Below are 22,272 nucleotides of genomic sequence, written 5' to 3'. Positions count from 1 at the left end.
AAACGCTGGAAGCGGATCAAGGGGTTCAACCAACTGAAGCTGGTCGTGGACAACGTGCAGTTTCAGGATGGAATACCGGTGGAGGATCAATCTGACAGGAGCGCTGCCTGATGGTCATACACCAGATTTGACAATAACTCTAATTTGAATCGAAATATGCTTTCAAATATTCGGGGATGAGTCTGTTCTCATCTACCCGGTAGTATGTTGTTTGAGGGCTGAGAATATAATTCTCAAACTCGGTATCTAGTACAGCAGTGAAACCCAAAGACCCTTTATGCGAGATCAGTACATCTCTAGGTTTTGCAAAGCCGATTCTCAGCTTATCCAGCCACTCATCTCCGAGATAATAGCAACGATCGAACAATATCTTGCCTCGTCGAATTACATTGGCCGTTAGGAATGGGATTCCTTCTTTGATAAATTCGCTCACTTTTGGGTGGTCGTTGCCATGGTTCCCATCTTGAACATGTTGGATGATTTCCTGAGCTAGGCAGTCCGAGACGGTCTTTACCTCCCACCCCTTCGGATTGGTAGCCGGATCACCGAACATATCCAGAAACACAGCCCGGAGGAATTCGTCGGCGAGCTGGATGGCTTGCTGGCGTTTGCGGCGGATGGCGTCGGCTTTGTCGAGGATGGTGGCGATGCGTTTTTGTTCAGCTAGCGCTGGCAGTGGGATTTCCAGCCTCGCAACATCTTTCGGGTAAAGGTGTATGCCTTTAACAAGATTTTTAATCTGAAACCTAGCTTGGGGAGAGCTCAACCAATAATTTAAGAATCGCGGGTGTAATTGCTCCTCGTCAGCACGAGCAACCAGCCACTCTCCTGTTGGCAAAGAGTCCACAACACTAGCTTCAGCACGATACTGTTTACTCCCAACATAATCGGAGTTGTGCGCGGCATTTAATACCAAGGTGTCATCAACGCTGATCTTTTTGCTTGAAAATTTCTCTGCAAATTCAGAATCAACAAACGAGCCAAAATCTCCCTTAAAGGCACCATTAACGTCGACGTCCTTTATTTTAAGGACCGGATGCCCGTTATCTCTTTGTTCGGCTTTGGCGGGCGTTTTCCCATTAAACACTGTAGCGACATTAGCCAATTCAACTCTCTGCCAACTCACAGCATCGCCTCCAGCGCATCCAGATCGGCCAGAATTTCACTCTCCAATCCTTTGAGGCGTTGCAGAATCACCTTTGGGTCTTCGTACTCTTCCTCCTCGTAAACCACTTCCTTATAACGGTTGATAGAGAGATCGAACTTGTTCCCAACAATGTCGGAAGCATCTACCACGAACGCTTTTTGGGTCTTGTCACCAAAGGCTTGCTCAATGTCTTCAGCACTGGCGTTGGCTTCCACTAGCCCACGGTATTGCTTCCACTTAGCGATGGCATCCGGAAGATCATTGGAGCCCTCGCCTGTCAGCGGAGTGCGCTTGTCATCCAGGCTGAGGCCATCCGCTTGCAGGTCATAGAACCAAACGCGGTCAGTAGAACCGCCCCTGGTAAAAATCAGGATCGCGGTGCTTACGCCCGCATAGGGTTTGAACACACCACTGGGTAGGCTGACGATGCCTTCGAGCTGGTTGTTTTCGATTAACTCCTTACGCAGCTGCTGGTGGGCTTTGGAAGAGCCAAATAAAACACCGTCGGGCACGATCACCGCCGCTCGGCCGCCAAGTTTGAGAGAACGCAGGATATGCGCCACGAAAAGCAGCTCGGTCTTCTTGGTTTTAACTACCCCCAATACGTCGGGATTGGTATTGGTTTCATCCAGGCTACCCTTGAACGGCGGATTGGCCAGGACGATATCGAAGAACTCTTCCTCCTGTTCCGGATAATGCTCTTTGATGGATTTGTTGAGGCTGTCCTGATAGAGAACGTTGGCGCCGTTCACCCCATGCAGCATCATGTTCATGCTGCTCACCCTGAGCATGGTGGTGTCGAAGTCGAAGCCCCAGAACATCTGTTTGTTGATGTGTCCCCGGTAGGGCTCAAGCAGGTCGCCGGTAAAATGGAGATTACCGTCTTCGTCGGTAAAGGTGCCTGCGTCACTGGAATACTTCTTGTTAAGGTATTCCATAGTCCGCGCCAGGAAACCTGCCGTGCCGCAAGACGGATCGCAGATAACGTCTGTGGGCTGCGGATCAATCAGCTCGATCATCGCATCGATGATATGTCGCGGCGTGCGGAACTGGCCGTTAATACCTGCGGTGGTAAGTTTACTGAGCAGGTGTTCATAGATATCGCCTTTTACGTCGCTCTGGGTGAGCGGCAGGTTGTTGACCATTTCCACGGCGGAGACAAGCACGGACTCATTCTTGATCTCCAGATCCGCATCCTGCATGTACACCCCGATATGCCCCAACGCCTGGATGGCGGTGCCTTCTGTGCCTAACCCCTCTTCTTCTGAGTGCTGACCCAAGCTGGCGAAGTACGGATAGACATTATTCTTGAGGTGCTTATGCAGCTCCTTGCCACTCATGTGGTGGAAGTTTTTCCAGCGAAGGAGCTGGCCATCTGATGTGTCCGGGAATAGGCGGTCGAAGGGTTTGCCCGTGCGGGCCGCCTTGCGTTCAGCTACCTCTTCTTGCATGTCCAGCATGCGGGCGAACATGATGTAGCTGATCTGCTCTATTACGGTCAGGGGGTTGGTGATGCCCCCGGTCCAGAACTTTTCCCAGAGCTTGTCGATGTCGTTACGAAGTTGGCCTGTAAGCATTAAATCGGTTTCTCGTTGGTGACTAGAGGTCTATTGATTGGATGCGACGTCGTCGGTCGCTTCTTCTGGGTTGTCCAGAGCTCGAGAGTCTTCCTCTTCGGGCTCTTCAATGGCTTCAACAATCATTGAGAGCCGTTCTGTCTCGAAATCCCTGTGTGCCGGCTCGATGGCAGGCATGGACTTTGTGACCTTTGCGGAAAGCTTGGTGAAACGCTCAACCTTGCCATAAAGGCCCTGCTTGCCAGCCAGGGCGGTGACGGTATCGTTGTAGTGATTGCTAACGGTGTTGAGTGTGCCGCCGAGCTTATTCAAGCGTTCGGCCACGGTACACACTTGGTTGTAGATATCGCCGGCCTTTTCACTGATTTCACGGGCTTCGGCGTTGCTACGCTCAATCATCCAGAGGTTGGACACGGTTCGCAGAATTGGAATCAGTGTGGTGTGGGACACTAGCACGATGTTCTTCTTGTAGCCGTACTCGAAGAGGTCCTTGTTGCTTTTCAGAGCTTCTATGTACGCCGGTTCAATTGGCATGAACATGAGCACGAAACTGGGGCTGCGCATACCGACAAGATTGGTGTAATCCTTACCGGCCAGATCATCAATGTGGCGACGCACCGCTTTTACGTGTTCCGCCATTGCCAGGTTGTACTCTTCTTCGGTGTCTGCAGATACCGCACGGTCGTATGCCACCAGGGAGACTTTACTGTCGATGATGATGTGCTTTTCATCCGGCAGTTTGATCAGGTAATCGGTCTGCTTCTGCTTGCCCTCATCATCCTTGAAGCTGCTCTGCACTGCGAAGTGAGCATCTTCAATCAAGCCGCTCATTTCCAGGGTTCTGCGCAACTGGGCTTCGCCCCAGGCACCGCGCTGTTGGGAATCCCCTTTCAGAGCAGAAGTCAGGCTCGTCGCTTCCTTGCTCATCTGCAGACCAATATCCAGTACTTTCCGGATTTCGGCATTCAGGTTGCTGTTACCCCGAAGAGACGCATCGTGAACTTCGTTGATGCGCTTCTGGAAGCCTTCAATTTGCTCACGAAAGGGCTTGAGCATGCTGTCGATGCTGCTCTGGCTGGTTTGAGTGAAGGTCTTGCCTTTCTCCTCAAAGATTTTGTTCGCTATGTTCTCGAACTCTTTGGTAAGCGCCTGCTTGGTTTCGCCTAGCTGCTGCATCTGCTCCTGGAAGTGCTCTTCCTTGCGTTCCAGCGTGGTTTTTAGCTCCGTGTGTTCGCTGCTGAGGCTTTGGTAGCGTTCCTGAAGCTCCGAATACCTTTCCTGCTGAGCCGACAGGTTTACCTTGGTTTCTTTCAGCTGTTCTCTCGCGTCTGTGTCTGACGATTCCAGGGCCTTCGCTTTCTTTCCTTCTTCTGCCAGCCTGTCCTTGAGCTGGCTCATCTGCTCTCGCTCCTCTTGGAGGTCCAGCTCTGCACGCCCCAGCCGTTCACGCAGGTCATCTACACGCTCCTGGAGGGCGCGATTGTCTGCCTGGAATGTTTCCAGCTGCCTCTCGGTCGCATGATGGCGTTGGCGAGACTCCTCCAGTTTAGCGTTCACAGAGGTAAACTCTTCTTTCTGGCTTCGCAGCTCGTCAGTTAGACGTTGCTCGTTAGATTGGGCACCGGTCAGCTGCGCTTGCAGTCGGCTTTCTGCCAGATCCTTCTCATGCAGTGATGATTCCAGATCTTTTATCGAATCCTGCAAGCTTTGATTCAAGCCGTCTGCTTGCTCCAGATTTCCTTGCAGCTGTTCCAGCTGGGCAGTGAGCCTGGCAACCTTTCGACTTAGCACCACGGTGGCCATTAAAAAGCCCAGCCCAGCGAGCGCGATGCCTATCAGGCTGGCAATTACGATCAGTTCGTTCGTCCATTGAATAGTCTGCATAGTTATCCCTGTAGTTCCGCGGGCTGAGAATCTGGTTTTAGAAACGGCCTCAGCACATCAATCAGCTCACCCACATCGTCCGGTTTGAAAACGCCGTCGATTCCCTCATGGGATACCGAGGTAAATGGCGCATCGTAGAGAGTTTCGACCACGATGGAGCCGTGCTGTGCAATGTAGTTCTTCAGCAGGTTCATGAATCGTACTTGCTGGGCTGTCAGCGTCGGATGGGCGTGAAGGAACTGTTTGAAATGCTCTTCTACCGCCTGAGGGTCAAGGCCAATGATCTCTCGCACCGTGAGATCTAACTGGTCTGCTGTCCGACCATAGAACTCGTTCAATACATCCAGGCTGACCCCCGGATGCGTCGTAAGAATCGTTGATGTCAGAGTTTGGAGATCCGACTTACCGATTGCCTCGCCGTTGTGGATTTTCTGGAGGATCGGGTTTTCCGAAAGCATCTTGTCCAGAATGCCCTTGAGACGGCGGCGATAGATCATGGCTTCGTTTGCACCGGCTATGTAAACCTCGCGCTCTTGGATCCAAACCTCGCCATCTTTCGTTCTGGTTGTTTGCGTTCCAGCACCCGGATAAACCTTAGGCTTTCGGTACTTCATAATGCCGCGCAGCTCCAGCCGGGCATGCTCCAACTTTTCAATGCTTGGATCTGCCCAGAACGAAGCACTCTTGACGTCTTCGATCACTTTGTCTTTCTGGCGAACGGCCTGGATGTTTACCGCCAGCCTTTCGACTTCCGCAATGAGTGCCGTCTTGCCATCTTCAAAGCAGCTCGCCTTTTCTACCAGACAACGCTCGATGCTTGCCATGAGTTTGTCCAGCGCCGTTGCATGCTTGTCCCGAAGTACGCGACTGGACATAAGAGGCGCGATGGTTTCTGCCAGCAGGTGCTGTGTTCGCGCATCCAGTTTATCCAACAGATCCGTTTGCTGAAGCTGGTGAACCACCCGCAGGTTGCGCCGGACAGCAATGCTCTCATCAGGCAGGTCATTGATGTCTTCCTTGAGAAGGCGCACACCCACGTCGTAACCTGCCGCATGGTTCTGCTTCAGGGCCGCCTGTGCCAGAGTCAGCCGCTCCTCAAAAGTGGTTTGAAGAAGTGACTTGCTGCCGGTGTCTTCGGGCTCTTTGTACTCTTCTTCAAAGAAATCAAAGTTGCCGTAGTGGTCAAAAATTAGAAACTCAGTTTTGTCCTGCCCTGGGCCGAACAGATTCGGCCGAAGGCGGGTACCCCGGCCGATCATCTGCCAGAACTTCACCCAGGATTTAACGCGCTTGGCAAAGACGAGGTTGACGATTTCCGGCACGTCGATACCGGTATCCAGCATGTCTACTGAGATGGTGATACGGAAATCATTATCCGGTTTTTTGAATTCCTTGATCAGGCTATCCACGTGAGGAATGGCGTTGTGGATGACTTTGCACACTTTGGTCCCGTACTGCGGATACATCTTGCAGAACAGCTTCTCGAGGTGTTCTGCATGGTCCTGGCGCTGGGCAAAAATGATCGTTTTTCCAACCAGTGAGCCGGTTTCATCCTTGATGCCATTATCAACCAGGTTTTCCAGGATGACGCGATCAGTCGCCTCACTGAAAATCTTCCGGCCTATGTCTGAGCCAGCGATGGTGGTAGTCCGGGCTTCTTCTTCACCTAGATCTTCTTCGAGCTGCTGTTGTTGGTCCGGATTCAGATCGCCGTAGTGAATGCCCTCACGAAGAAATTCGGTCGTCAGGTCTTTTACCCTGAACGGCACCAGGTAAGGCGGCTCATTGTTGATCGCTGCATCCAGACCGAATTCGAACGTCGGGTCGGTCGTCTCACAATCGAAGATATCAAAGGTGTTACGGCTGATGAACTTGACCGGTGTTGCGGTTAGGCCAACCTGCAGCGCATCGTAGTAATCGAACAAATCCCGATATTTGTTATAGATACTACGGTGGCTCTCGTCGGCAATGATCAGGTCGAAGAACCCCACATCCAGCTGGGCAAACCGATTCATCATGCCGGGATAGGTGGCGATGTATATGCGCGCGGAGTCATCAATCTTGCTAGTCTCACCGATAACACAGCGGGGCTCACTGGGAAGGTTCTGCTTGAACGCATCATCCGCCTGAATTCGAAGCTCTTTTCGGTCACACAGGAACAGCACCCGCTTGGCCCACCCGGTCCGTGTAAGCAGCTCTGCCAGAGCGATCGCAACTCGGGTTTTACCTGTGCCCGTTGCCTGAATGATCAGCGCCTTGCGCCTTTGATTCTGGAAATGGGCGGCAACGGTTTTGATGGCCTCAATCTGATAAGGGCGGTCAGCGATCTTAAGCTCAGGGTTGAAACGCTCAAGTTCTGCGGCGCGGTAGTGGCGCTGGTAAATCAGATATTCCAGACTTTCCTGGCTATAGAATCCATAGACCGGACGGTAGGTATTGTACTGGTGGTCATCCCAGATGAAGGTTTCATAGCCATTGCTGTAGAAGATGACAGGCCGCTGGAACCCCATGTACTCAAAAGAGTTGGCGTATAAACGGGCTTGCTCCCGCCCAGCCTGGAGGTTCACCGTGCCGGATTTCTTCGCCTCGATCAGCGCAAGCGGCTGGCCATTCTCACCCCAAAGTACATAGTCGACATAGCCCTTGCCCGAGGGATTATCGGGGAATTTCACCTCAACTTCCTGGCCAACCTGGGCCGGATTGCCAATATCCCAGCCTGCTTTAACCAACATCGCGTCGATCAGCTGGGAGCGGGTTTTGGCTTCGTTCCATTGAAGAGAGTCAGCCGCCTGCTGGCTTCGTTGTTTACGCGCTTGCTGCTCAGACTCGGCCGGCTGCTTGAACGACTCGGCTTGCTTGGCGCGCTCGCGGTCCAGCTCGACCATCACCCGCTCGAGCTCTTCCTGCTGCCTCTCCATATCTTTCTTATAACTAGAGACGGACTTTTTCAATTGAGCGATGGCGTTGGCTGGATCCGGAATCTCCTTGAGAGGTGGCAGGTTTTCCTTTGGCTCCCCGCCATAGGTAAGCGCCATGTAACCTGCCAGCTGGTGAGCCGTTGAAAGCGACATCTTTGCACTCTGCAAGTCGCCTTCCGCACCGTGGGCTGGATCATTGCCTTGAATCCGCAGAAAATTGAGCTGGTGGATAAGCGATTTATCGACACAGTCGGCGAAGACCGGGTTTTTGGTCAGTTCATAGAACGTGGCCTGCGGAATTCTGGGCAGAGACTCTTCTTTGTAGATTGTCTTGATCATCTCCTCGCCGAAGCTTCGCAGACGCGTCAAGGCGCTTCCGGGGTCGACATGAAGAACGGCCTCAGCCAAACCGCCGAGGTTTGCCAGGACATCGTACTTGGGCCGAAGAAACTCGAAATTGACCGATTTCATAAAGGATACTCTGCTCATGTCAGTCCTTTTGCGAGGACCATGCCATTTTTATTCGATGTCGTATTTTTCGATCCAATTGCTCAACGTCTGCTGGCTTTTCAAGCCGAGAAGTTTTGCAGCCTTCGTTTTATTCTGTGCCGTGTGAGCCATGGCATTCTGAATATAATGCGCAGCCAATTCGCCCATTATTCGATTCAGATCAACGCCTTGACTAACATCCTGATTCAGAAGATCCGGCTCACGCTCTGGCATAGTGAATAGTGCCTGGTGTAATTCCGCACCTGTTATGTTTTCGCCTGAACTCCAGAGCGTTGCCCTTACGAGAGTGGAGCGAAGCTCCCGAACATTGCCTCGCCAGGGGTGTTGAAGAATAACTTTTTTTGCGTCAGCGGAAAGTTTCTTACCGGAGAACGCCGGATCCTGGTCACCCTGAGCTTTGAGCATCATATCTGCAAGTAACGAAAGGTCACCTTCTCGGGCACGAAGAGGCGGCAGGTGCAGAACTCCCACGGCCACACGGTAGAAAAGATCCTCCCGGAAATGACCATCTGCAACCGCTTCCATGAGATTGCGATGTGTGGCAGTGATGATGCGCACATCTACAGGCAGCTCTTTGTCACTACCTACCGAGACTAATCGGCCTTCCTGCAACACACGAAGCAGCCGAACCTGCGATTGTGGCGACAGCTCACCAAACTCATCGAGGAATAAAGTGCCGCCATCAGCCTGTTGGAATACTCCAGAACGATCTGCGACCGCCCCTGTAAAGGCTCCCTTCTTGTGGCCAAAGAGAGTCGAATCAATCAGCTCTTCAGGAATGGCCCCGCAATTCAATGCAATGAACGGTTTCTCGCGACGCGGGCTGGCATTGTGGATGGCACGGGCGAACAATTCCTTCCCCGTGCCTGTCTCGCCATAAATCAGGACTGGCACGTTCCGCTCAGCAAGGATCTGCGCCTGCTGCTTGAGCAGAATCATGCTCGGGTTTTGAGTAACGATGTTGTCGAATGCCGCATTGATCGGGACTCGAGCATCTGTGAGGGCATTCAGCTTGACATCTGAAATTTCGGAAACAGAAGGGACAAATTCAGCGGCAAGCTCGAAGGGTATCTCTACCCTCTCTACTCCACTCTCTCGTGAGGACTGATAGAAAACAGCTGGATATCTGGTTTTGCCAAGCAGTATCCAGACCGCTTGCATAGCAGGTGTGCCAGGGCTCAACAGAATCGATAGCTCGGTTTCAGTGGTCGACAGTTCTTTCAGGAGGGGCTCTACACACAGATATATTTCACCGAAACTGACCGGTGAGCTGAGCTTGGCTTCAGTGGCTTTGATAGGTATGTCGACTTGTTGCTGCAACCATGAGAGGTATGGCTCGACCTCAGTTTGAGGATAGGAATACAACAGATGAGCCGAATCAAATTCAGCGGTTTTTAGCGTCGACAAGATCGGACCCGATGACTCGCCGGCTATCGCTTTTAGGTCGTTGCCTCCGATCCAACTTACCAGTTTTTTTTGCACTCGACGCCCCGTCCATGGTTACAACAATTACTCTTCAACAGCCTGAGAGTCTAGCTTTCAGTGGGCAGTCTGTCTGTTGCAACTCCTAACTAACCCACCAATTTCTCAGTATTTTATATCTGCCTTTTCGAGCCATTAAAATACATCCAAAGCAAGTTACTGCTCACAGCTATTCCAAATCCATCAACGCTTTGGTCAGATACGTCTGAAGAGCGTTGGACAAGGTGCTAATATCAACATCTTCACGGTTCCTCTGCCGCTTCCATACCTCATTCCGAAGCCATAGTGCGACGGCATCGAAGTTGTCTCGCGCCCTTTGCTGTTTTAGCAGCCAGACCAGGTCTCGCCCTTGCGAAATATTGTTCAAACGAATTAAAACTTCCGCCACTTCGGCGATATCTCTCTGAGTCTCGAAGCTAAGAGATGATTTAGGCATTTTCAGATTCCTCCAAGTCTTCTGAACGCGAGCCAATCAGGCGCTCGAAGGCGCTGCCGTCCATACGGGTCACATTCGGAATAAAACGCGAGTAAACCTTGAACAACATTTCAGTAGAGGAATGGCCCAACACTCGAGCCACCCATTCAGGATTCTCTCCGGATGCCAACAACAACGTGGCTGCGGTATGCCGTGTCTGATAAGGCCGACGCTTTTTCAAGTTCAGAGCGTGAAGTAAGGGGTACCATACGCGCTTGGTGACATTATTGTGATCAAGTGGCTCACCAAGGCGATTACAGAATACGAACTTGCTCAGCTTGCCAGTTGCCGCATGCTGAGCCTTGAGTGCCTCGTAAACCGGACCAAACATCGGGATTTCCCGCTGGGAGCCATCGGTTTTGGTGTACTCGGTCTTACCATTGATCAGCGTCTCGCGAACCAGAATCTCGCGCTTCTCAAAGTCCACGTGCTCCCACTTCAAGCCATCGATCTCGCCAGTGCGCATGCCGGTGTAGAAGCGAACCAGGTAGTAATTCTGATAGTCCTTCCGCACATATTTGGTAATCCGCTCTACCTCATGCAGAGAAAAAGGTTCGATGTTTACCTTCTTCAGCTTCAGCGGTTTGATGTTGCGATACGGGTTCGCAAAGTCGAAGCGCTCGGCGCCTTCGGTCAGAATCATCCGCAGAATCGCCATGTGGCTATTGATGGTCTTGGGAGCCATCTGGATATTGCCCGCCCTACCCTTGCGGCTCGCCAGCTTGTTGCGGGCTGCCAGGATGTTCGCTTTGGTGATTTCTGTCAGACGTTTGTTATTAAATGCCGGCTTGAGAGAGCTCTCAAGAATAGACTCAACATTGCGTAGATGAGAGGCGCGCCATTGAATCTTGTTCTCCTCAAGCCACAGGTCGGCGAAATCCGGGAACAGCGGCGACTGATCGGTTTCCTGCTCCGGATCAGCCATTGCATTGGAAGCCCGACCCGTGCCGGATAGCGCGCCTGCCTTGGCCAGCTTTTTCAAGTTCCTGCTGCCCGGAAAGAATTCAGCGTAATCGAATTCACCTAAAAGGATTTTGGCCTCAACCTTCTGAAGAAGAGCTTCGCATTTTTTACGATTGGCCGGCGTATCTGGCAGCGCGGTCTGTTCCCTGCACCGTAGCCCCTCAAACATAAAATCTAGATAAAGCTTGCCGGTCTCCTTTCGCTCTCTCACCTTACCCATGACATACCGCTCCGCTTGCCATAGGAATTGACAGGTGTTCGTGCTCACGAGCACCGACCAGCATCTCTTTTTCGACTTCTTCCCAGAGGAAAAGAATTTTCCGCCGGCCGAAAGGCTTAATGTAATGCTTGCCCTCCAACAGCACAGTGTCTTTAAGACATTGACGAATTGTCCGGCAGTCGTATTTGATGCGGCCAGCAAGCTCTTCAGTGGTCAGGTAGGTGTAGGAATTTTCCATCGAAATCTTCCTTCTGTTGCGCTACGCTAAATCAACAAAAGACATTCTCCATATCAGAATGCCATCCTAAATGACATTTTAAGCAACAAAAGTACATTTGCAAGCATTTTTTGCCATTCTGGATGACATTTTTTAATTAAGGATGGTCAGAAATGGTTCGATGCCATCTCGCTCGGCTGATGGGCGAGCGAAAAATGAAGATCGTGGACGTAGCCAGAGAGACGGGGCTTAACAGGAATACTGTAACCCTGCTCTACAAAGAAACAGCGCAAAGGATAGACCTGGAAGCTATTGAGAAACTCTGCCGATTATTTGAATGTGAGGTGGGAGACCTGCTCGAGTTGCAAGAAGATCATTGAGCAAATGAGATGGTTAAAGGGCCACTCTCATCGATTCAATGATGTGTTGCCGCAGCTGCTCTCCATCGCTTGACCCGTCGCGGACCAACTACTTCGTTTGCTGTGACCACAAAGCAGACCCTGTCAGATAGGGGCCTGCCCAATCCGCTATTCGAGAACAAAGGCACGCTGAGGTCGCAAAGCGAACATTCAGGTTGGCAATAAAGCTTATGTAACGGGCCGGTTTGGAGAACCAAAGGAGAACCGGCCCCGTTGATTAGAAGCTTCTACGTCCATCTACGCAGACCCTCCGCAACCCCCGGACTTTTCTGACGATGAGCGGTACTGAAACCGGGCCAGGGTAACGACTTCGCACAAACTTGATGCATCCGGCCTAATTTTGGGGCACTTAAAGAATCAATTGCGGTTGGCGAGTAATAGGGAAATCACCCATAAACCACAAAAATGCCCTATAAACAGAAAGTTAAATAATCTCCTTGATTGTTGGCACAAAATTTCCTTAACTAGTTAGCAAGTTACAGAAGCTGGCGAAAACCGTAAGTCTTCAAAAAAATAGCAGCGCTGGAATGGGCGCTAGGGGTATCGAAGCCTGAACATTCGCAATTCGCGAATGCTCAGGCTTTTTTTATGGAATAGAAAGATGTCTGAAACTGTAAAGGTTGGATTACTTGTCTCGTCCAATGGCACATATCAGGACATGGGGCGCAGCACATTAGCTGGTCTTCGAAATGCAATCACGGAAATCAACGAAGATCCCGCTTTCGAGTTCACCATCGTGCCAGAAGAACAGGATCCGCGTGGTGAACTAAATGCGTACGCGGGTTGCTTAGATCGCCTGATCGAAAGCGGTGCTAAACACATTTTCGGAACAACAACATCTGCAAGTCGCAAAGAGATTATTCCAGACTTGGAACGTGCCAATAGGATGCTCTGGTACTCCTGTCCATATGAAGGCTACGAATGCAGCGAAAATGTTCTCTACCTCGGCGGCTGCCCCAACCAGAATCTTCTACCGCTTATGCAACATGCGATTGCCAACTTTGGCGCTAGAGCATGTCTGGTGGGCTCGAATTACGTTTGGGGTTGGGAAAGTAACCGGATCGCCCGCGAGATAGTAGAGACAGCTGCAGGCGAAGTTATTACAGAAAAATACTACCGCTTCGGTGATACGGGGTTCGATACCCTCATTGAAACCATTATTAGAGACCGTCCTGGCTTTGTTTTAAACAACTTGGTCGGTCAGTCCTCATACCACTTCCTCCGCCAGTTAAGCGCAGCTTGCTTAAAGAAAGGCATTCGCATCCCTGTCCTGAGTTGCAATTTTACAGAATCTGAATTGCCACGCATCCAAGGTGCAGACTCCATTCGACTACTGTCTTGCGGTGCTTTTTTTGAAAGCGTCGCTCCCTCTTTCGTTGCGAAACAAAGCGCATTACATGGGAGACAGCCCTTCTCGCACTATTACACCGCTGCCTATATCTCAATGCATCTATTTGCAACGGCACGGCAGAGAGTCGGCCATGACGATCCTGAAGCCATTGCTGACGCTCTGTATCGAATGGAATACCAATCTTTGTTGGGCGATATAAAGATTGCGGAGCACAACAACCACCTTAGCCTGCCCAGCTTTATCGCTGAAGCTAAAGGAAATCGTTTCGAACTCGTTCTTGTTGAAAGCGGCTCGATAGCCGCAGATCCATACCTGGTGCAAAGCAACTTCGACGTGTTCAGGACCCTTGCAGCGCGGAGTAACCAAGGCAACTTTCTGAGGTTAGTCAAATGACACAAGAAAAGCCGTCTTTTCGTATTCGCCGAAAGCTTTTGCTAGTTGATTGTGACGACCGGACGGAGCAAATGCTTACCAAGAGCATCCGGCGTCTTGGAATGGAAGCCATCTCATCAGATTCAGCTGTTCAGACTCTCGAAGAGAACATCCTCGCGGTGATTGTTGAGATTGATGAATTACAGAGCCGAGAAATCCTGAATCAAGCCAGTAAACAGGGGTTACCCGTAATCGCACTTTCGCGCCACGAAACACTGTCACAAATTCAGAGCGCAATTCGGGTGGGCGCAACCGCCATGCTAAATCGGCCGCTAACTCAGAGCTCCGTGTACACCACGCTGATGATGGCCAGTAATTTAAGAGAACAGATAAACGCTTTGAAGGCTGAAAACTCGCGCCAATCCCTCCAAATACAGGCTCGCCCTCAAATCGCCAAAGCGGTCGCAAGGTTAATGACAGACCTGAAAATTGATGAGCATGATGCCTTCGACCGTATTCGCACTTTATCAATGGAACTCAATATCAGTATCGAAACGATCTGCACTGATATCGAGCAGATAGAACCTACCATTGGGATCAGGAACTAATTATGTCTGCTCTCCAATTAATCAAAAAACTCTGTCGGCATAAATCGGTTGCCTTCTCGCTTTTTGTCATTGTCTCCGTCGTCTTTGCATCACTCTTTGCTTCCTGGATTGCACCTTACGATCCGAACAAACAGTTTTTCGAGGGGCTAACAATGGAGGGGGCTCCCCTTCCCCCAAATAGTACCTTTTTATTGGGCACAGACCTTCTGGGGCGAGACCTCTTATCCCGGTTGATTTATGGAGCACAGACCTCGCTTATCATCGGCATTGTCGCCAATGGCATCGCAATTTTGATTGGCACCTTAGTCGGGGTTACCGCCGGTTTTCTCAGGGGGTGGGCTGGGAACGTTTTAATGCGTATGACCGACCTTATGATGGCATTTCCCGCCCTTCTTCTGGCAATTGCTCTTGCAGCCATACTTGAACCTAGCCTTTGGATAGTAGCTCTGGTGATCGCGATGGTTAACTGGGTCCAGGTGGCCAGGGTTATTTACTCAGAAACCATTGCTATTTCTTCCCGAGAATTTATAGCAGTGGAAAGAACGTTGGGCGCCAGCACTCGTCGCATCCTCTTCTCACACCTACTTCCTCACTTACTCCCAACAATCATGGTTTGGGCCACTTTAGGAATATCCACCACGGTATTGCTAGAAGCCACGCTCTCGTTTCTTGGTGTTGGCGTTCAGCCGCCTACTCCAAGCTGGGGCAATATCATCTTCGAGAGTCAGACCTATTTCACCTCTGCCGTTTGGCTGGTGCTCTTCCCAGGAACACTGATTGTCCTGCTTTCGCTAAGTTTCAACCTCGTCGGTGATGCCTTGCGTGATGAGCTGGATCCATCTCTGAAAGGGAGAGACTAATGACTATCTATATTCTCCGACGTCTGGCCTACGCCATTCTGATATTACTTGGCGTATCGTTCATTACTTATCTTCTTCCTGAATCCGTGACTTCACACGGTCTAATTTAATCCCCAGACCTGCAACCGCAAGGCCTGAGGCGATATAATCGCACCTGACATCCATTCACCCAGTCAGTGCACCGGCCCATGCGTACCTTCACCCTCCAGCAATCAAAGACCGAAGTCTACACTCCCCACGGCGGACTGGCTCTGGTGGGCCACTGCCTGAATCGGCACACGTCGCTGCCCCAAACCGCCCGCACCGTGGTCAAGCGTCACGGTATTCCGAACATCGACCTGATCCGGACCTATCTGGGCTTGATCACGCTCGGCAAGAGCGATTTCGAGGCCGTGGAGTCAGCGCGTACAGATCCCTTTTTTAAATCCGCCATGGGGATCAAACAATCGCCCTCCTCGGCCCGATTACGGCAGCGATTTGATGAAGATGCCCAGGCGCTCACGCCCTTATTGGAGGATGCCAGTTGTGAGTTTTTGACGTCCGTCGAAGCGCCGGTTTCTCCCCTGAAGATGGGGCATGTGGCCTTAGACATGGACGTTTTCCCTATGGATAACAGCCAGACGAGCAAGGAAGGCGTCAGTTACACCTACAAGGGGCACGACGGCTATGCGCCCATTGCTGCTTACCTTGGTCAGGAAGGCTGGTGTCTAGGGTGTGAACTGCGCCCCGGCAGCCAACACGCCAATAACGGTTTTTTGGAAACGTTGAAACGCGTCTTACCCCGGGCCCGGTCACTGACTGGTTCGCCCATCCTGCTGCGTCTGGACAGTGCCCACGATGCCCGCGACAACCGGGATTTTCTGAGTCAGCAAGAACAAGTGGATTTCCTGATCAAGTGGAATCCTCGTAAACAAGACCCTCTGGTCTGGGCCGACAAAGCTCAGGAGCAGCAAGTCTGGACGCTGGGCCGCTACGGCAAAATGGAAGCGGTTCTGTCGGAAGAGCTACCGGACGAACCCGGCATTCGCCGGATCGTCAAAGTGACGGTCCGTACCAGTGATGCGCAGGGCCAGTTATATCTGGAACCGGACGTCAGCCTGGAAGGCTGGGTGACATCGCTGCCAGTGAGTGTTGCCAGCAACCAGCAGGTTATAGACTTGTATTGCGATCATGCCACCAGTGAGCAGTTCCACAGTGAGTTCAAAACCGATCTGGATCTGGAGCGCTTGCCTTCAGGCAAATTCGCCACCAACAACTTGGTGATGACGTTTGCAACGCTGGGCTACAACGTACTGCGCTGGATGGGACTGAGGCTCACCGGCCCCGATGCACCTGTGCGCCACCCGGCCAAGCGCCGCCGCCTGAGAACCGTGATGCAGGAGCTGATGTACATGGCCTGTCGCCTGATCCACAGCAGTAGGCAACGGTTCCTGCGCTTTGGCCGCCATTGCCCGGGTTTTGCCGTTTACCGTGACCTCTATCGCGGTCTTGCGTCTCCCGGGTAGACAACCCGGATCGCTTCGTTGCTTGATCTCACCCCGATCATCTTGTTGGGCAGATCGCCCGTGCCTGAGAGTTACAGCTTGATCAATATTCGGCCAAAGCAAGACCGGTTTGCAGGTGTTTCAATCGGTAAACTGACAGTCGTGCTCTCAACATAACCGGACTGGCTTCAAAAATGAGTTAGGCGTGAGCCAACCAAGGCTCAGGGTGCTATATTCGAGCGGAGTCACTGATTCAGGAGATAGCTTTCGTCACCTCAAGCCAGGCTTCGCGAAATGAAGTCTCTGCGCCTTCCTTGATTTCAAACTCATAAACGGCAACAAACATTCATTTCCTCTCTAAGTTCTAACGCCTTGGCTTTGCGGCGTGACAGAGCGCCAGAGTAGGCACGTCCGACAACAGCCATTGGTTAACCGCTTGCATGCGCATAGCGATGCGCATACGATCAAGCTTTGTATTCTAAATCTTCTGGGAGGCCCTCATGGCCGAACTCTATGACTCAGCCGCCCCCAAAAAGGCAGCGAACCTCTCAATCAATAGCGATCTTCTGCGTAAGACCCGGGAACTGAACATTAACTTGTCTGCCACCCTGGAACGAGCTCTGAAAGAAGAGCTTTCGAAACGCGAAGCCGCTCAATGGGTTGAAGAGAATCGCGCTGCGATAAAAAGCTACAACGATTTCGTCGAACAACATGGATGCTTCGGCGACGAGTTCAGGGAGTTTTGATGGCACAGTTCGATGTGTACCCCAACCCGAGCAAAATCAGCAAGGCTCACTATCCTTACCTTGTGGATATTCAAAGCAGCCTTCTTAGCGATTTGGCAACTCGCATTGTCATCCCTTTGGGCAAACGTTCTGCCTTCGGTGGCGAAGCTATGCAAGGGCTCACTCCCGAAATCAGCTTTGCCGATCAAGAGCTGTTGCTGTTAACTCCGCAAATTTCCTCCGTGCCTGAAAAACATCTCAAGAGCCCTATTGGCTCTCTCTCACATTTCAGAGACCAGATTGTTGGAGCTTTGGACCTGACTATCACCGGCATTTAACGCCCGCAGCATGAGCACCCTTGTAATGGAGCCAAAGACGCAATGAAAAGGGTGTCGCCCTGCCTGCGCTGGTTAGGGCGCGGTTGAACAAAGAGCCACCACTTCTTGAAGTTTAATGTTGCGAAACACCGTATCGGTTTGGGTAACTGAACTCTGTATTGTGGCGCCTGGAAGACTGCTCCCTCCGCTGGAAAATGTCCCAATATTCTGAACACCAACAGGTATTGGTACACTCATTTTAACTTGACGCTCATATTCGGTAACCGATTTCACCTTAATAACTGGCGCATTAGAGGTCGGCCCGAGTGCCTCATTACAAACCTCAGAGATTTGGGAGAGTATTTTCTCTGTACTACTGTCTGCTTCATCCACATAGGTGACTTGGATTCCAGCTGGTAGCGACTCGGTACTATAGCCAAGCACACCGTCGTACGACCTTGGCCCCGATGCGCAGCCGGAAAGAAAGAGCGCGACTGCCATAAAGCGATGAATTTTCATTCCAAGTCCATTAATTAAAACGTGTTCTAACGACAAGCGAAGCGGCGCGGAGCGAGGTACGAGCGGAGCGTCCCTTGGAGACCATTGTTAGGCGCCAACTTTGTCATTTGAAAGAAACACATAGCATTCATTGATTTTACTTTCCTCCGAAAGACTGTCGAAATACTGCTGTATTTCAGACGGCTTCTTTCTCAATGAAGAATAATATCCGTATTGATCAACATAGCCTTGCAACACCCGGTCTCGTTGAACAATTTTTCTAGCTACATCAATCGCTATTGCTTCTTCTTTATCTATTGAATTAAAGATGTTGATATCAATCTTAGGGGACATACCTCTGAGCTGGTCAAGCCGATCAATACCTAACTCAGTATCTTCTGCGAAATCCATCCAGCCAGCTATTTCTTCTGACTTAATGTGCCCAACATATTTCTTGGTAAGAAATCGTTGCGGCTCGTTACCAATCACCTTCTCGCCTACAAATGTTTTTGCTGCCTCCCTCCATGTCATTTGAGACTCTAGCAGATCATTTGTAGCTTGATCGTACATACCTAATTCTGCGGAACACAACGCATGACCCATCGCGGTTATGGTGAAATATTCCTCGACAGGCATCAGCTCTTTTACACTTTTGTCCTCAAGAAGCAGTGCTTTATATTTCTCATGTATCTCACCAAGAGTCTGACGGCTGTTTATAAGCATTTGCGTTTTAGTTGATATGTCTTCGATTTGACCCAACTCTCTTATTACTTTTAATGCGGAAATCAGCCTTGCTCTTTCCTGCAGCTCGAGAAATTTCTTTATGAATTTTAAATCTGCGGCCATTTCCTCAAGTTTTTTATCAATTTTATTGATTTTGTTATTTAAAAACAAAAAGCCAGCAGAACTGACTGCCAGGGTTAATCCTGAAATGACCATGCTGGCTTGAGCCAAGCCAATTAATTGCTGGAAATCTGCACCGATACGGTACAGCTGATAAGTGTTCAACCCGGAGAAGGCTGTATTCACTGGTGATAAAAAGGTGGAAAGCAGATTAGCTGGATTGCCTGCATTTACTAAATGGGCAACAATCTGACCAGCATCATTTCTGACAACGCCACCAAATACTTTGTATGAGCCACTGAGTACGCCGGCTAGTACGCTGTCCGGAATCGAGCGCGTTAATGTGTACCCTGCTAACTCAGAGATCATATTGAATTTCCCCTAAACCTATTCATGTGTTTCTTCGCCTAACTGCGGAGCGAAGCGGCGCGTCCCACGCGTCCGTCTTCCGTGGCTTGTCAGCGGTGCGGCATTCATGAGAGTCAACATGAAAATCATGCACTAATGCAATATTTCATAAATCGTACCACCTATTGCATCACCCAAAGATCTTTGCACATCATCTATTTTGGCCTTGAGTTGGTCGACGCTTGGAACAGAAGCGCCACATACTTTCCGCTCCATTTCCTCAAGGGGAGCTTCATCAAGAATGCTCAAAATCTCATTTGTATCTCTGACGTTTTGGCATCCAGCAGCCACGTCTGCAATGGTTACGGATACAATCATTCCAATACCGAGGTAAGGTATTGCTTCTACAGCAACCGAGGAGACGTTCAGCGCTACATTCCTCGCCGTTCTCTTAGTGATATTCCTTGATAAAGTTTTGGCACGAGCAATTTTCATTCTGCGCGAGGCTGCTTGCTGTTCTAATTTCGCATTTTTCTTTTTCAGGCGATCATTTTCCTCAGCTAGCAACTGATATTGTTTTGATTTGCTATTCGAGAAAAGTGATTCATAAGGGAAGTTCGACAGTGCCCCGTAGAGAAGGTCGTGGAATTTGGCGCTGGTAACCAACAAGACATTGGTAGAGAGTAAGCCTAAGACAATCAAGGTAAAAACAGCATTTTTTGCAGTTTTAAGGCCATTCACTCAATAGTAAGCGCCAATAAATCCGCACCTGTGGCTGGCAACTGAATTTCGCCACACTGATTCCTGCTTTCAAATGAAGGAGGAATCCGATGACCACCCCTGATTTACATCAGTTCTGGCAACAGACGCTATCGGACTGGCAGGCCTCGGGCCTGTCCGGTGCCGCCTACTGCAAACAAGAGTCCCTTGTTTACCACCGGTTTGTCTACTGGCGGCAGAAGCTGACTGGCCGCGAGGAGCCCAGCAAGCCGGTTCAAACTCGATCCGGATTCGCCCGCGTGGCACCGGTTGCGAATGCCGGAGCCGGTCTGACCGTGTCACTGCCCGGCGGCGTATCAATCACCGGCCTGCACGCTGGCAACATTGAGTTGCTGGGCGCGGTGCTGAGGCAGATGTGATGCGTCACCGCTATCTGCGTCCCTCCTGGGATCTGCCGGAGATCTATCTGTACCGAAAGCCGATCGACTTCCGCAAGCAGGCCAACGGCCTAGCCCTGCTGGTGGAACAGGAACTGGGGCACAGCCCGTTCTCTGGAGCGCTTTATGCCTTCACCAACCGGCAGCGGAACAAGATCAAATGCCTGATGTGGGAAGACAACGGCTTTGTGCTCTATTACAAAGCTCTGGCTGAAGAAAAGTTCAAATGGCCAGGACCCGCGGATGACTTGATGTCGCTGACCGGTGAGCAGATCAACTGGCTGCTGGACGGCTACGACATCACGCTGTTGAGAGGCCATAAAACCCTGCATTATGAGAGCGTTGGATAGTGCTTTTAGTAGCACTTTTTTGGTGTGCCAGGACGTTGTTTTTGCTATAATTTCGCCATGAAATCAACGCCTGATAACGCCTCTTCAACTCCCGATTTCAGCGGTCTCTCCACCGCTGAAATGATGTCTGTTATCAGCAATCTGCAAGCACAGCTGGCCGCTAAAGAAGACGCCCTCCAGAACCAACAAGTTCAACTGAAACAGCACGACGAGACCCTCCAGCGTCGCGACAACTATATCGCCATCCTCGAAGAACTGCTGCGTCACAAGAAGATCCAGCAGTTCGCGGCCAGCAGTGAAAAGCAGCCCAACCAGATCCTGCTGTTCGATGAAGCGGAGCTGGAAATCGAGATTGATGAACTGCGCGAGGAGCTGCCCGAGGATGTCGAAGAGGCCGACGCTCCTCGTCGTTCCCGCAAGCGTCGTCAGCGTGGCTTCTCTGATACGCTACTGCGCGAGCGCATTGAACTGACCCTCAGCGACGAAGAGAAAGCCGGTGCCACCAAGACCTTCTTCACCAAGGTGAAAGAAGAGCTTGAATATATCCCGGCCCAACTGAAAGTGCTGGAGTACTGGCAGGAAAAGGCGGTGTTCGAGCAGGACGGCGAAGAACGGATTGTTGCGGCTGCTCGGCCAGCACACCCGCTGGGTAAGTGCATCGCCACCCCATCACTGCTGGCCTGCCTCATTACCTCCAAGTATGCCGACGGCCTGCCGTTGTACCGGCAGGAACAGATGTTCCAGCGCCTGGGGCATGAAGTGAGTCGCACCAGCATGGCTCACTGGATCATCCGGTTGAATGACGTCTTCCAACCGCTGATCAACCTGATGCGGGAAACCCAGAACGGCAGTGATTACCTGCAAGCCGATGAAACCCGGATCCAGGTGCTCAAGGAAGACGGCAAATCGGTCCACTCCGACAAATGGATGTGGGTCACCCGGGGTGGCCCACCGGGACAACCCTCGGTTCTGTTCGAGTACGACCCATCGCGAGGTGGCAAAGTGCCGGTGCGCCTGCTGGATGACTTCCAGGGCATTCTGCAAGCCGATGGCTATTCCGGCTACGGTCAGGTCTGTGCCGCGAACAAGCTGACCCGAATCGGATGTTGGGACCACGCGAGACGTAAATACGTGGAAGCGGCCCGGGCTGCGCCGGCCAAAGGCAAAAAAGGCCCACCCTCAAAAGCGGATGTGGCCCTGAGCCACATCCGCAAACTGTACGCCATTGAAAAGGCCGCCCGAGATCTGAGCGATGAAGAGCGCTATCAGTTACGTCAGGAAAAGAGTCTGCCATTGCTCAACACCTTCAAAGCCTGGCTGGAGAAAAATGCCGCCAAGGTGATGAAAGGCCTGCTCACCCGTAAGGCCATGGATTACACCCTGAACCAGTGGGACTATCTGGTTGGTTACTGCGAACGCGGTGACCTGAACATCAGCAATGCCGGTGCCGAGAACGCTATTCGCCCGTTTGCCCTCGGCAGAAAGGCCTGGCTCTTCGCCGATACCTCACAAGGGGCGAAAGCCAGCGCCACCTGCTATTCGCTCAT

Annotated in this window: 21 protein-coding genes; 10 read left to right on the top strand and 11 right to left on the bottom strand. The window is 51.3% G+C overall.

The genetic code is table 11. The features are described 5' to 3' along the window. Nucleotides 1–139: 139 nt before the first annotated feature. From AC13E3_RS08415 to AC13E3_RS08380, 8 genes are all read right to left on the bottom strand, one after another. Nucleotides 140–1,126 (bottom strand): restriction endonuclease subunit S, encoded by a 987-nt coding sequence (locus tag AC13E3_RS08415; protein WP_405419056.1) that lies wholly within the window; start codon nucleotides 1,124–1,126, stop codon nucleotides 140–142. Further along, on the bottom strand, nucleotides 1,123–2,724 hold the full coding sequence (locus tag AC13E3_RS08410) for a type I restriction-modification system subunit M (protein WP_092034136.1): 1,602 nt from the start codon (nucleotides 2,722–2,724) through the stop codon (nucleotides 1,123–1,125). Before AC13E3_RS08410 ends, AC13E3_RS08415 begins: the two co-directional genes overlap by 4 nt. A gap of 30 nt (nucleotides 2,725–2,754) precedes the next feature. Continuing rightward, on the bottom strand, nucleotides 2,755–4,608 hold the full coding sequence (locus AC13E3_RS08405) for a DNA recombination protein RmuC (RefSeq protein WP_092034138.1): 1,854 nt from the start codon (nucleotides 4,606–4,608) through the stop codon (nucleotides 2,755–2,757). Between the two features lie 2 nt (nucleotides 4,609–4,610). After that, nucleotides 4,611–8,015, bottom strand: a complete 3,405-nt coding sequence (locus tag AC13E3_RS08400) for a DEAD/DEAH box helicase family protein (RefSeq protein ID WP_254775547.1) — start codon at nucleotides 8,013–8,015, stop codon at nucleotides 4,611–4,613. A gap of 30 nt (nucleotides 8,016–8,045) precedes the next feature. Further along, on the bottom strand, nucleotides 8,046–9,518 hold the full coding sequence (locus AC13E3_RS08395) for a sigma-54 interaction domain-containing protein (RefSeq protein WP_217646367.1): 1,473 nt from the start codon (nucleotides 9,516–9,518) through the stop codon (nucleotides 8,046–8,048). A gap of 169 nt (nucleotides 9,519–9,687) precedes the next feature. Next, nucleotides 9,688–9,954: a hypothetical protein gene (locus tag AC13E3_RS08390; RefSeq protein ID WP_092034143.1), complete on the bottom strand. Its 267-nt coding sequence runs from the start codon at nucleotides 9,952–9,954 to the stop codon at nucleotides 9,688–9,690. Next, nucleotides 9,947–11,176 (bottom strand): site-specific integrase, encoded by a 1,230-nt coding sequence (locus tag AC13E3_RS08385; RefSeq protein ID WP_092034146.1) that lies wholly within the window; start codon nucleotides 11,174–11,176, stop codon nucleotides 9,947–9,949. Before AC13E3_RS08385 ends, AC13E3_RS08390 begins: the two co-directional genes overlap by 8 nt. After that, the gene (locus AC13E3_RS08380; RefSeq protein ID WP_062785067.1) at nucleotides 11,169–11,414 is read right to left on the bottom strand and encodes a hypothetical protein; all 246 of its coding nucleotides are present in this window, start codon (nucleotides 11,412–11,414) and stop codon (nucleotides 11,169–11,171) included. Before AC13E3_RS08380 ends, AC13E3_RS08385 begins: the two co-directional genes overlap by 8 nt. Nucleotides 11,415–11,566: 152 nt before the next feature. Between AC13E3_RS08380 and AC13E3_RS08375 the strand changes: the two genes are divergently transcribed. From AC13E3_RS08375 to AC13E3_RS08345, 7 genes are all read left to right on the top strand, one after another. Then, nucleotides 11,567–11,773 (top strand): helix-turn-helix domain-containing protein, encoded by a 207-nt coding sequence (locus tag AC13E3_RS08375; RefSeq protein WP_008937849.1) that lies wholly within the window; start codon nucleotides 11,567–11,569, stop codon nucleotides 11,771–11,773. Between the two features lie 640 nt (nucleotides 11,774–12,413). Then, complete coding sequence (locus AC13E3_RS08370; protein ID WP_339779379.1) at nucleotides 12,414–13,556, top strand: transporter substrate-binding protein; 1,143 nt, start codon at nucleotides 12,414–12,416, stop codon at nucleotides 13,554–13,556. Continuing rightward, nucleotides 13,553–14,143 carry an ANTAR domain-containing response regulator gene (locus tag AC13E3_RS08365; protein ID WP_405419049.1) on the top strand — a complete coding sequence of 197 codons (591 nt, stop codon included), beginning with the start codon at nucleotides 13,553–13,555 and terminating at the stop codon, nucleotides 14,141–14,143. The genes AC13E3_RS08370 and AC13E3_RS08365 overlap by 4 nt, the downstream gene beginning before the upstream one ends. A gap of 2 nt (nucleotides 14,144–14,145) precedes the next feature. After that, entirely contained in the window at nucleotides 14,146–15,003 is an 858-nt protein-coding gene (locus AC13E3_RS08360) for an ABC transporter permease (protein WP_405419048.1), read from the top strand. 188 nt (nucleotides 15,004–15,191) lie between these two features. After that, complete coding sequence (locus tag AC13E3_RS08355) at nucleotides 15,192–16,508, top strand: IS1380 family transposase (RefSeq protein WP_104272564.1); 1,317 nt, start codon at nucleotides 15,192–15,194, stop codon at nucleotides 16,506–16,508. A gap of 479 nt (nucleotides 16,509–16,987) precedes the next feature. After that, nucleotides 16,988–17,233, top strand: coding sequence for a type II toxin-antitoxin system CcdA family antitoxin (locus AC13E3_RS08350; RefSeq protein WP_053113336.1), 246 nt, complete (start codon nucleotides 16,988–16,990; stop codon nucleotides 17,231–17,233). Continuing rightward, nucleotides 17,233–17,550: a CcdB family protein gene (locus AC13E3_RS08345; protein ID WP_405417630.1), complete on the top strand. Its 318-nt coding sequence runs from the start codon at nucleotides 17,233–17,235 to the stop codon at nucleotides 17,548–17,550. Before AC13E3_RS08350 ends, AC13E3_RS08345 begins: the two co-directional genes overlap by 1 nt. Nucleotides 17,551–17,622: 72 nt before the next feature. Here the strand turns inward: AC13E3_RS08345 and AC13E3_RS08340 are convergent, their stop codons facing one another. The 3 genes from AC13E3_RS08340 to AC13E3_RS08330 form a co-directional block, all read right to left on the bottom strand. After that, a complete protein-coding gene (locus tag AC13E3_RS08340; RefSeq protein WP_405417633.1) occupies nucleotides 17,623–18,048 on the bottom strand; it encodes a hypothetical protein in 426 nt (141 codons plus the stop codon). An 87-nt stretch (nucleotides 18,049–18,135) separates the two neighbouring features. After that, complete coding sequence (locus tag AC13E3_RS08335) at nucleotides 18,136–19,239, bottom strand: hypothetical protein (RefSeq protein WP_303293815.1); 1,104 nt, start codon at nucleotides 19,237–19,239, stop codon at nucleotides 18,136–18,138. Nucleotides 19,240–19,371: 132 nt separating this feature from the next. Then, nucleotides 19,372–19,959, bottom strand: coding sequence for a hypothetical protein (locus AC13E3_RS08330; protein ID WP_405417638.1), 588 nt, complete (start codon nucleotides 19,957–19,959; stop codon nucleotides 19,372–19,374). Nucleotides 19,960–20,048: 89 nt separating this feature from the next. On the opposite strand from AC13E3_RS08330, the gene tnpA reads away from it, so the two are divergent. From tnpA to tnpC, 3 genes are all read left to right on the top strand, one after another. Next, entirely contained in the window at nucleotides 20,049–20,357 is a 309-nt protein-coding gene (gene tnpA, locus AC13E3_RS08325) for an IS66 family insertion sequence element accessory protein TnpA (protein ID WP_008169631.1), read from the top strand. Continuing rightward, the gene (tnpB, locus tag AC13E3_RS08320) at nucleotides 20,357–20,725 is read left to right on the top strand and encodes an IS66 family insertion sequence element accessory protein TnpB (RefSeq protein WP_008169629.1); all 369 of its coding nucleotides are present in this window, start codon (nucleotides 20,357–20,359) and stop codon (nucleotides 20,723–20,725) included. Before tnpA ends, tnpB begins: the two co-directional genes overlap by 1 nt. A 57-nt stretch (nucleotides 20,726–20,782) precedes the next feature. After that, a partial coding sequence (gene tnpC / locus AC13E3_RS08315) for an IS66 family transposase (RefSeq protein WP_482901905.1) occupies nucleotides 20,783–22,272 on the top strand: 1,490 nt, incomplete at its 3' end.

This window comes from Marinobacter sp. L-80 (genome assembly GCF_056859395.1).
The sequence above is the reverse complement of the archived record's forward strand: the minus strand, read 5'-3'. Positions and strand labels throughout refer to the sequence as shown.

Excerpts from the sequence above, each read along its gene's own strand:
- AC13E3_RS08410 (WP_092034136.1), bottom strand. The coding sequence starts at position 2,724 with ATGCTTACAGGCCAACTTCGTAACGACATCGACAAGCTCTGGGAAAAG.
- AC13E3_RS08405 (WP_092034138.1), bottom strand. The coding sequence starts at position 4,608 with ATGCAGACTATTCAATGGACGAACGAACTGATCGTAATTGCCAGCCTG.
- AC13E3_RS08400 (WP_254775547.1), bottom strand. The coding sequence starts at position 8,015 with ATGAGCAGAGTATCCTTTATGAAATCGGTCAATTTCGAGTTTCTTCGG.
- AC13E3_RS08390 (WP_092034143.1), bottom strand. The coding sequence starts at position 9,954 with ATGCCTAAATCATCTCTTAGCTTCGAGACTCAGAGAGATATCGCCGAA.
- AC13E3_RS08385 (WP_092034146.1), bottom strand. The coding sequence starts at position 11,176 with ATGGGTAAGGTGAGAGAGCGAAAGGAGACCGGCAAGCTTTATCTAGAT.
- AC13E3_RS08380 (WP_062785067.1), bottom strand. The coding sequence starts at position 11,414 with ATGGAAAATTCCTACACCTACCTGACCACTGAAGAGCTTGCTGGCCGC.
- AC13E3_RS08375 (WP_008937849.1), top strand. The coding sequence starts at position 11,567 with ATGGTTCGATGCCATCTCGCTCGGCTGATGGGCGAGCGAAAAATGAAG.
- AC13E3_RS08370 (WP_339779379.1), top strand. The coding sequence starts at position 12,414 with ATGTCTGAAACTGTAAAGGTTGGATTACTTGTCTCGTCCAATGGCACA.
- AC13E3_RS08365 (WP_405419049.1), top strand. The coding sequence starts at position 13,553 with ATGACACAAGAAAAGCCGTCTTTTCGTATTCGCCGAAAGCTTTTGCTA.
- AC13E3_RS08360 (WP_405419048.1), top strand. The coding sequence starts at position 14,146 with ATGTCTGCTCTCCAATTAATCAAAAAACTCTGTCGGCATAAATCGGTT.
- AC13E3_RS08355 (WP_104272564.1), top strand. The coding sequence starts at position 15,192 with ATGCGTACCTTCACCCTCCAGCAATCAAAGACCGAAGTCTACACTCCC.
- AC13E3_RS08350 (WP_053113336.1), top strand. The coding sequence starts at position 16,988 with ATGGCCGAACTCTATGACTCAGCCGCCCCCAAAAAGGCAGCGAACCTC.
- AC13E3_RS08345 (WP_405417630.1), top strand. The coding sequence starts at position 17,233 with ATGGCACAGTTCGATGTGTACCCCAACCCGAGCAAAATCAGCAAGGCT.
- AC13E3_RS08340 (WP_405417633.1), bottom strand. The coding sequence starts at position 18,048 with ATGAAAATTCATCGCTTTATGGCAGTCGCGCTCTTTCTTTCCGGCTGC.
- AC13E3_RS08335 (WP_303293815.1), bottom strand. The coding sequence starts at position 19,239 with ATGATCTCTGAGTTAGCAGGGTACACATTAACGCGCTCGATTCCGGAC.
- tnpA (WP_008169631.1), top strand. The coding sequence starts at position 20,049 with ATGACCACCCCTGATTTACATCAGTTCTGGCAACAGACGCTATCGGAC.
- tnpB (WP_008169629.1), top strand. The coding sequence starts at position 20,357 with ATGCGTCACCGCTATCTGCGTCCCTCCTGGGATCTGCCGGAGATCTAT.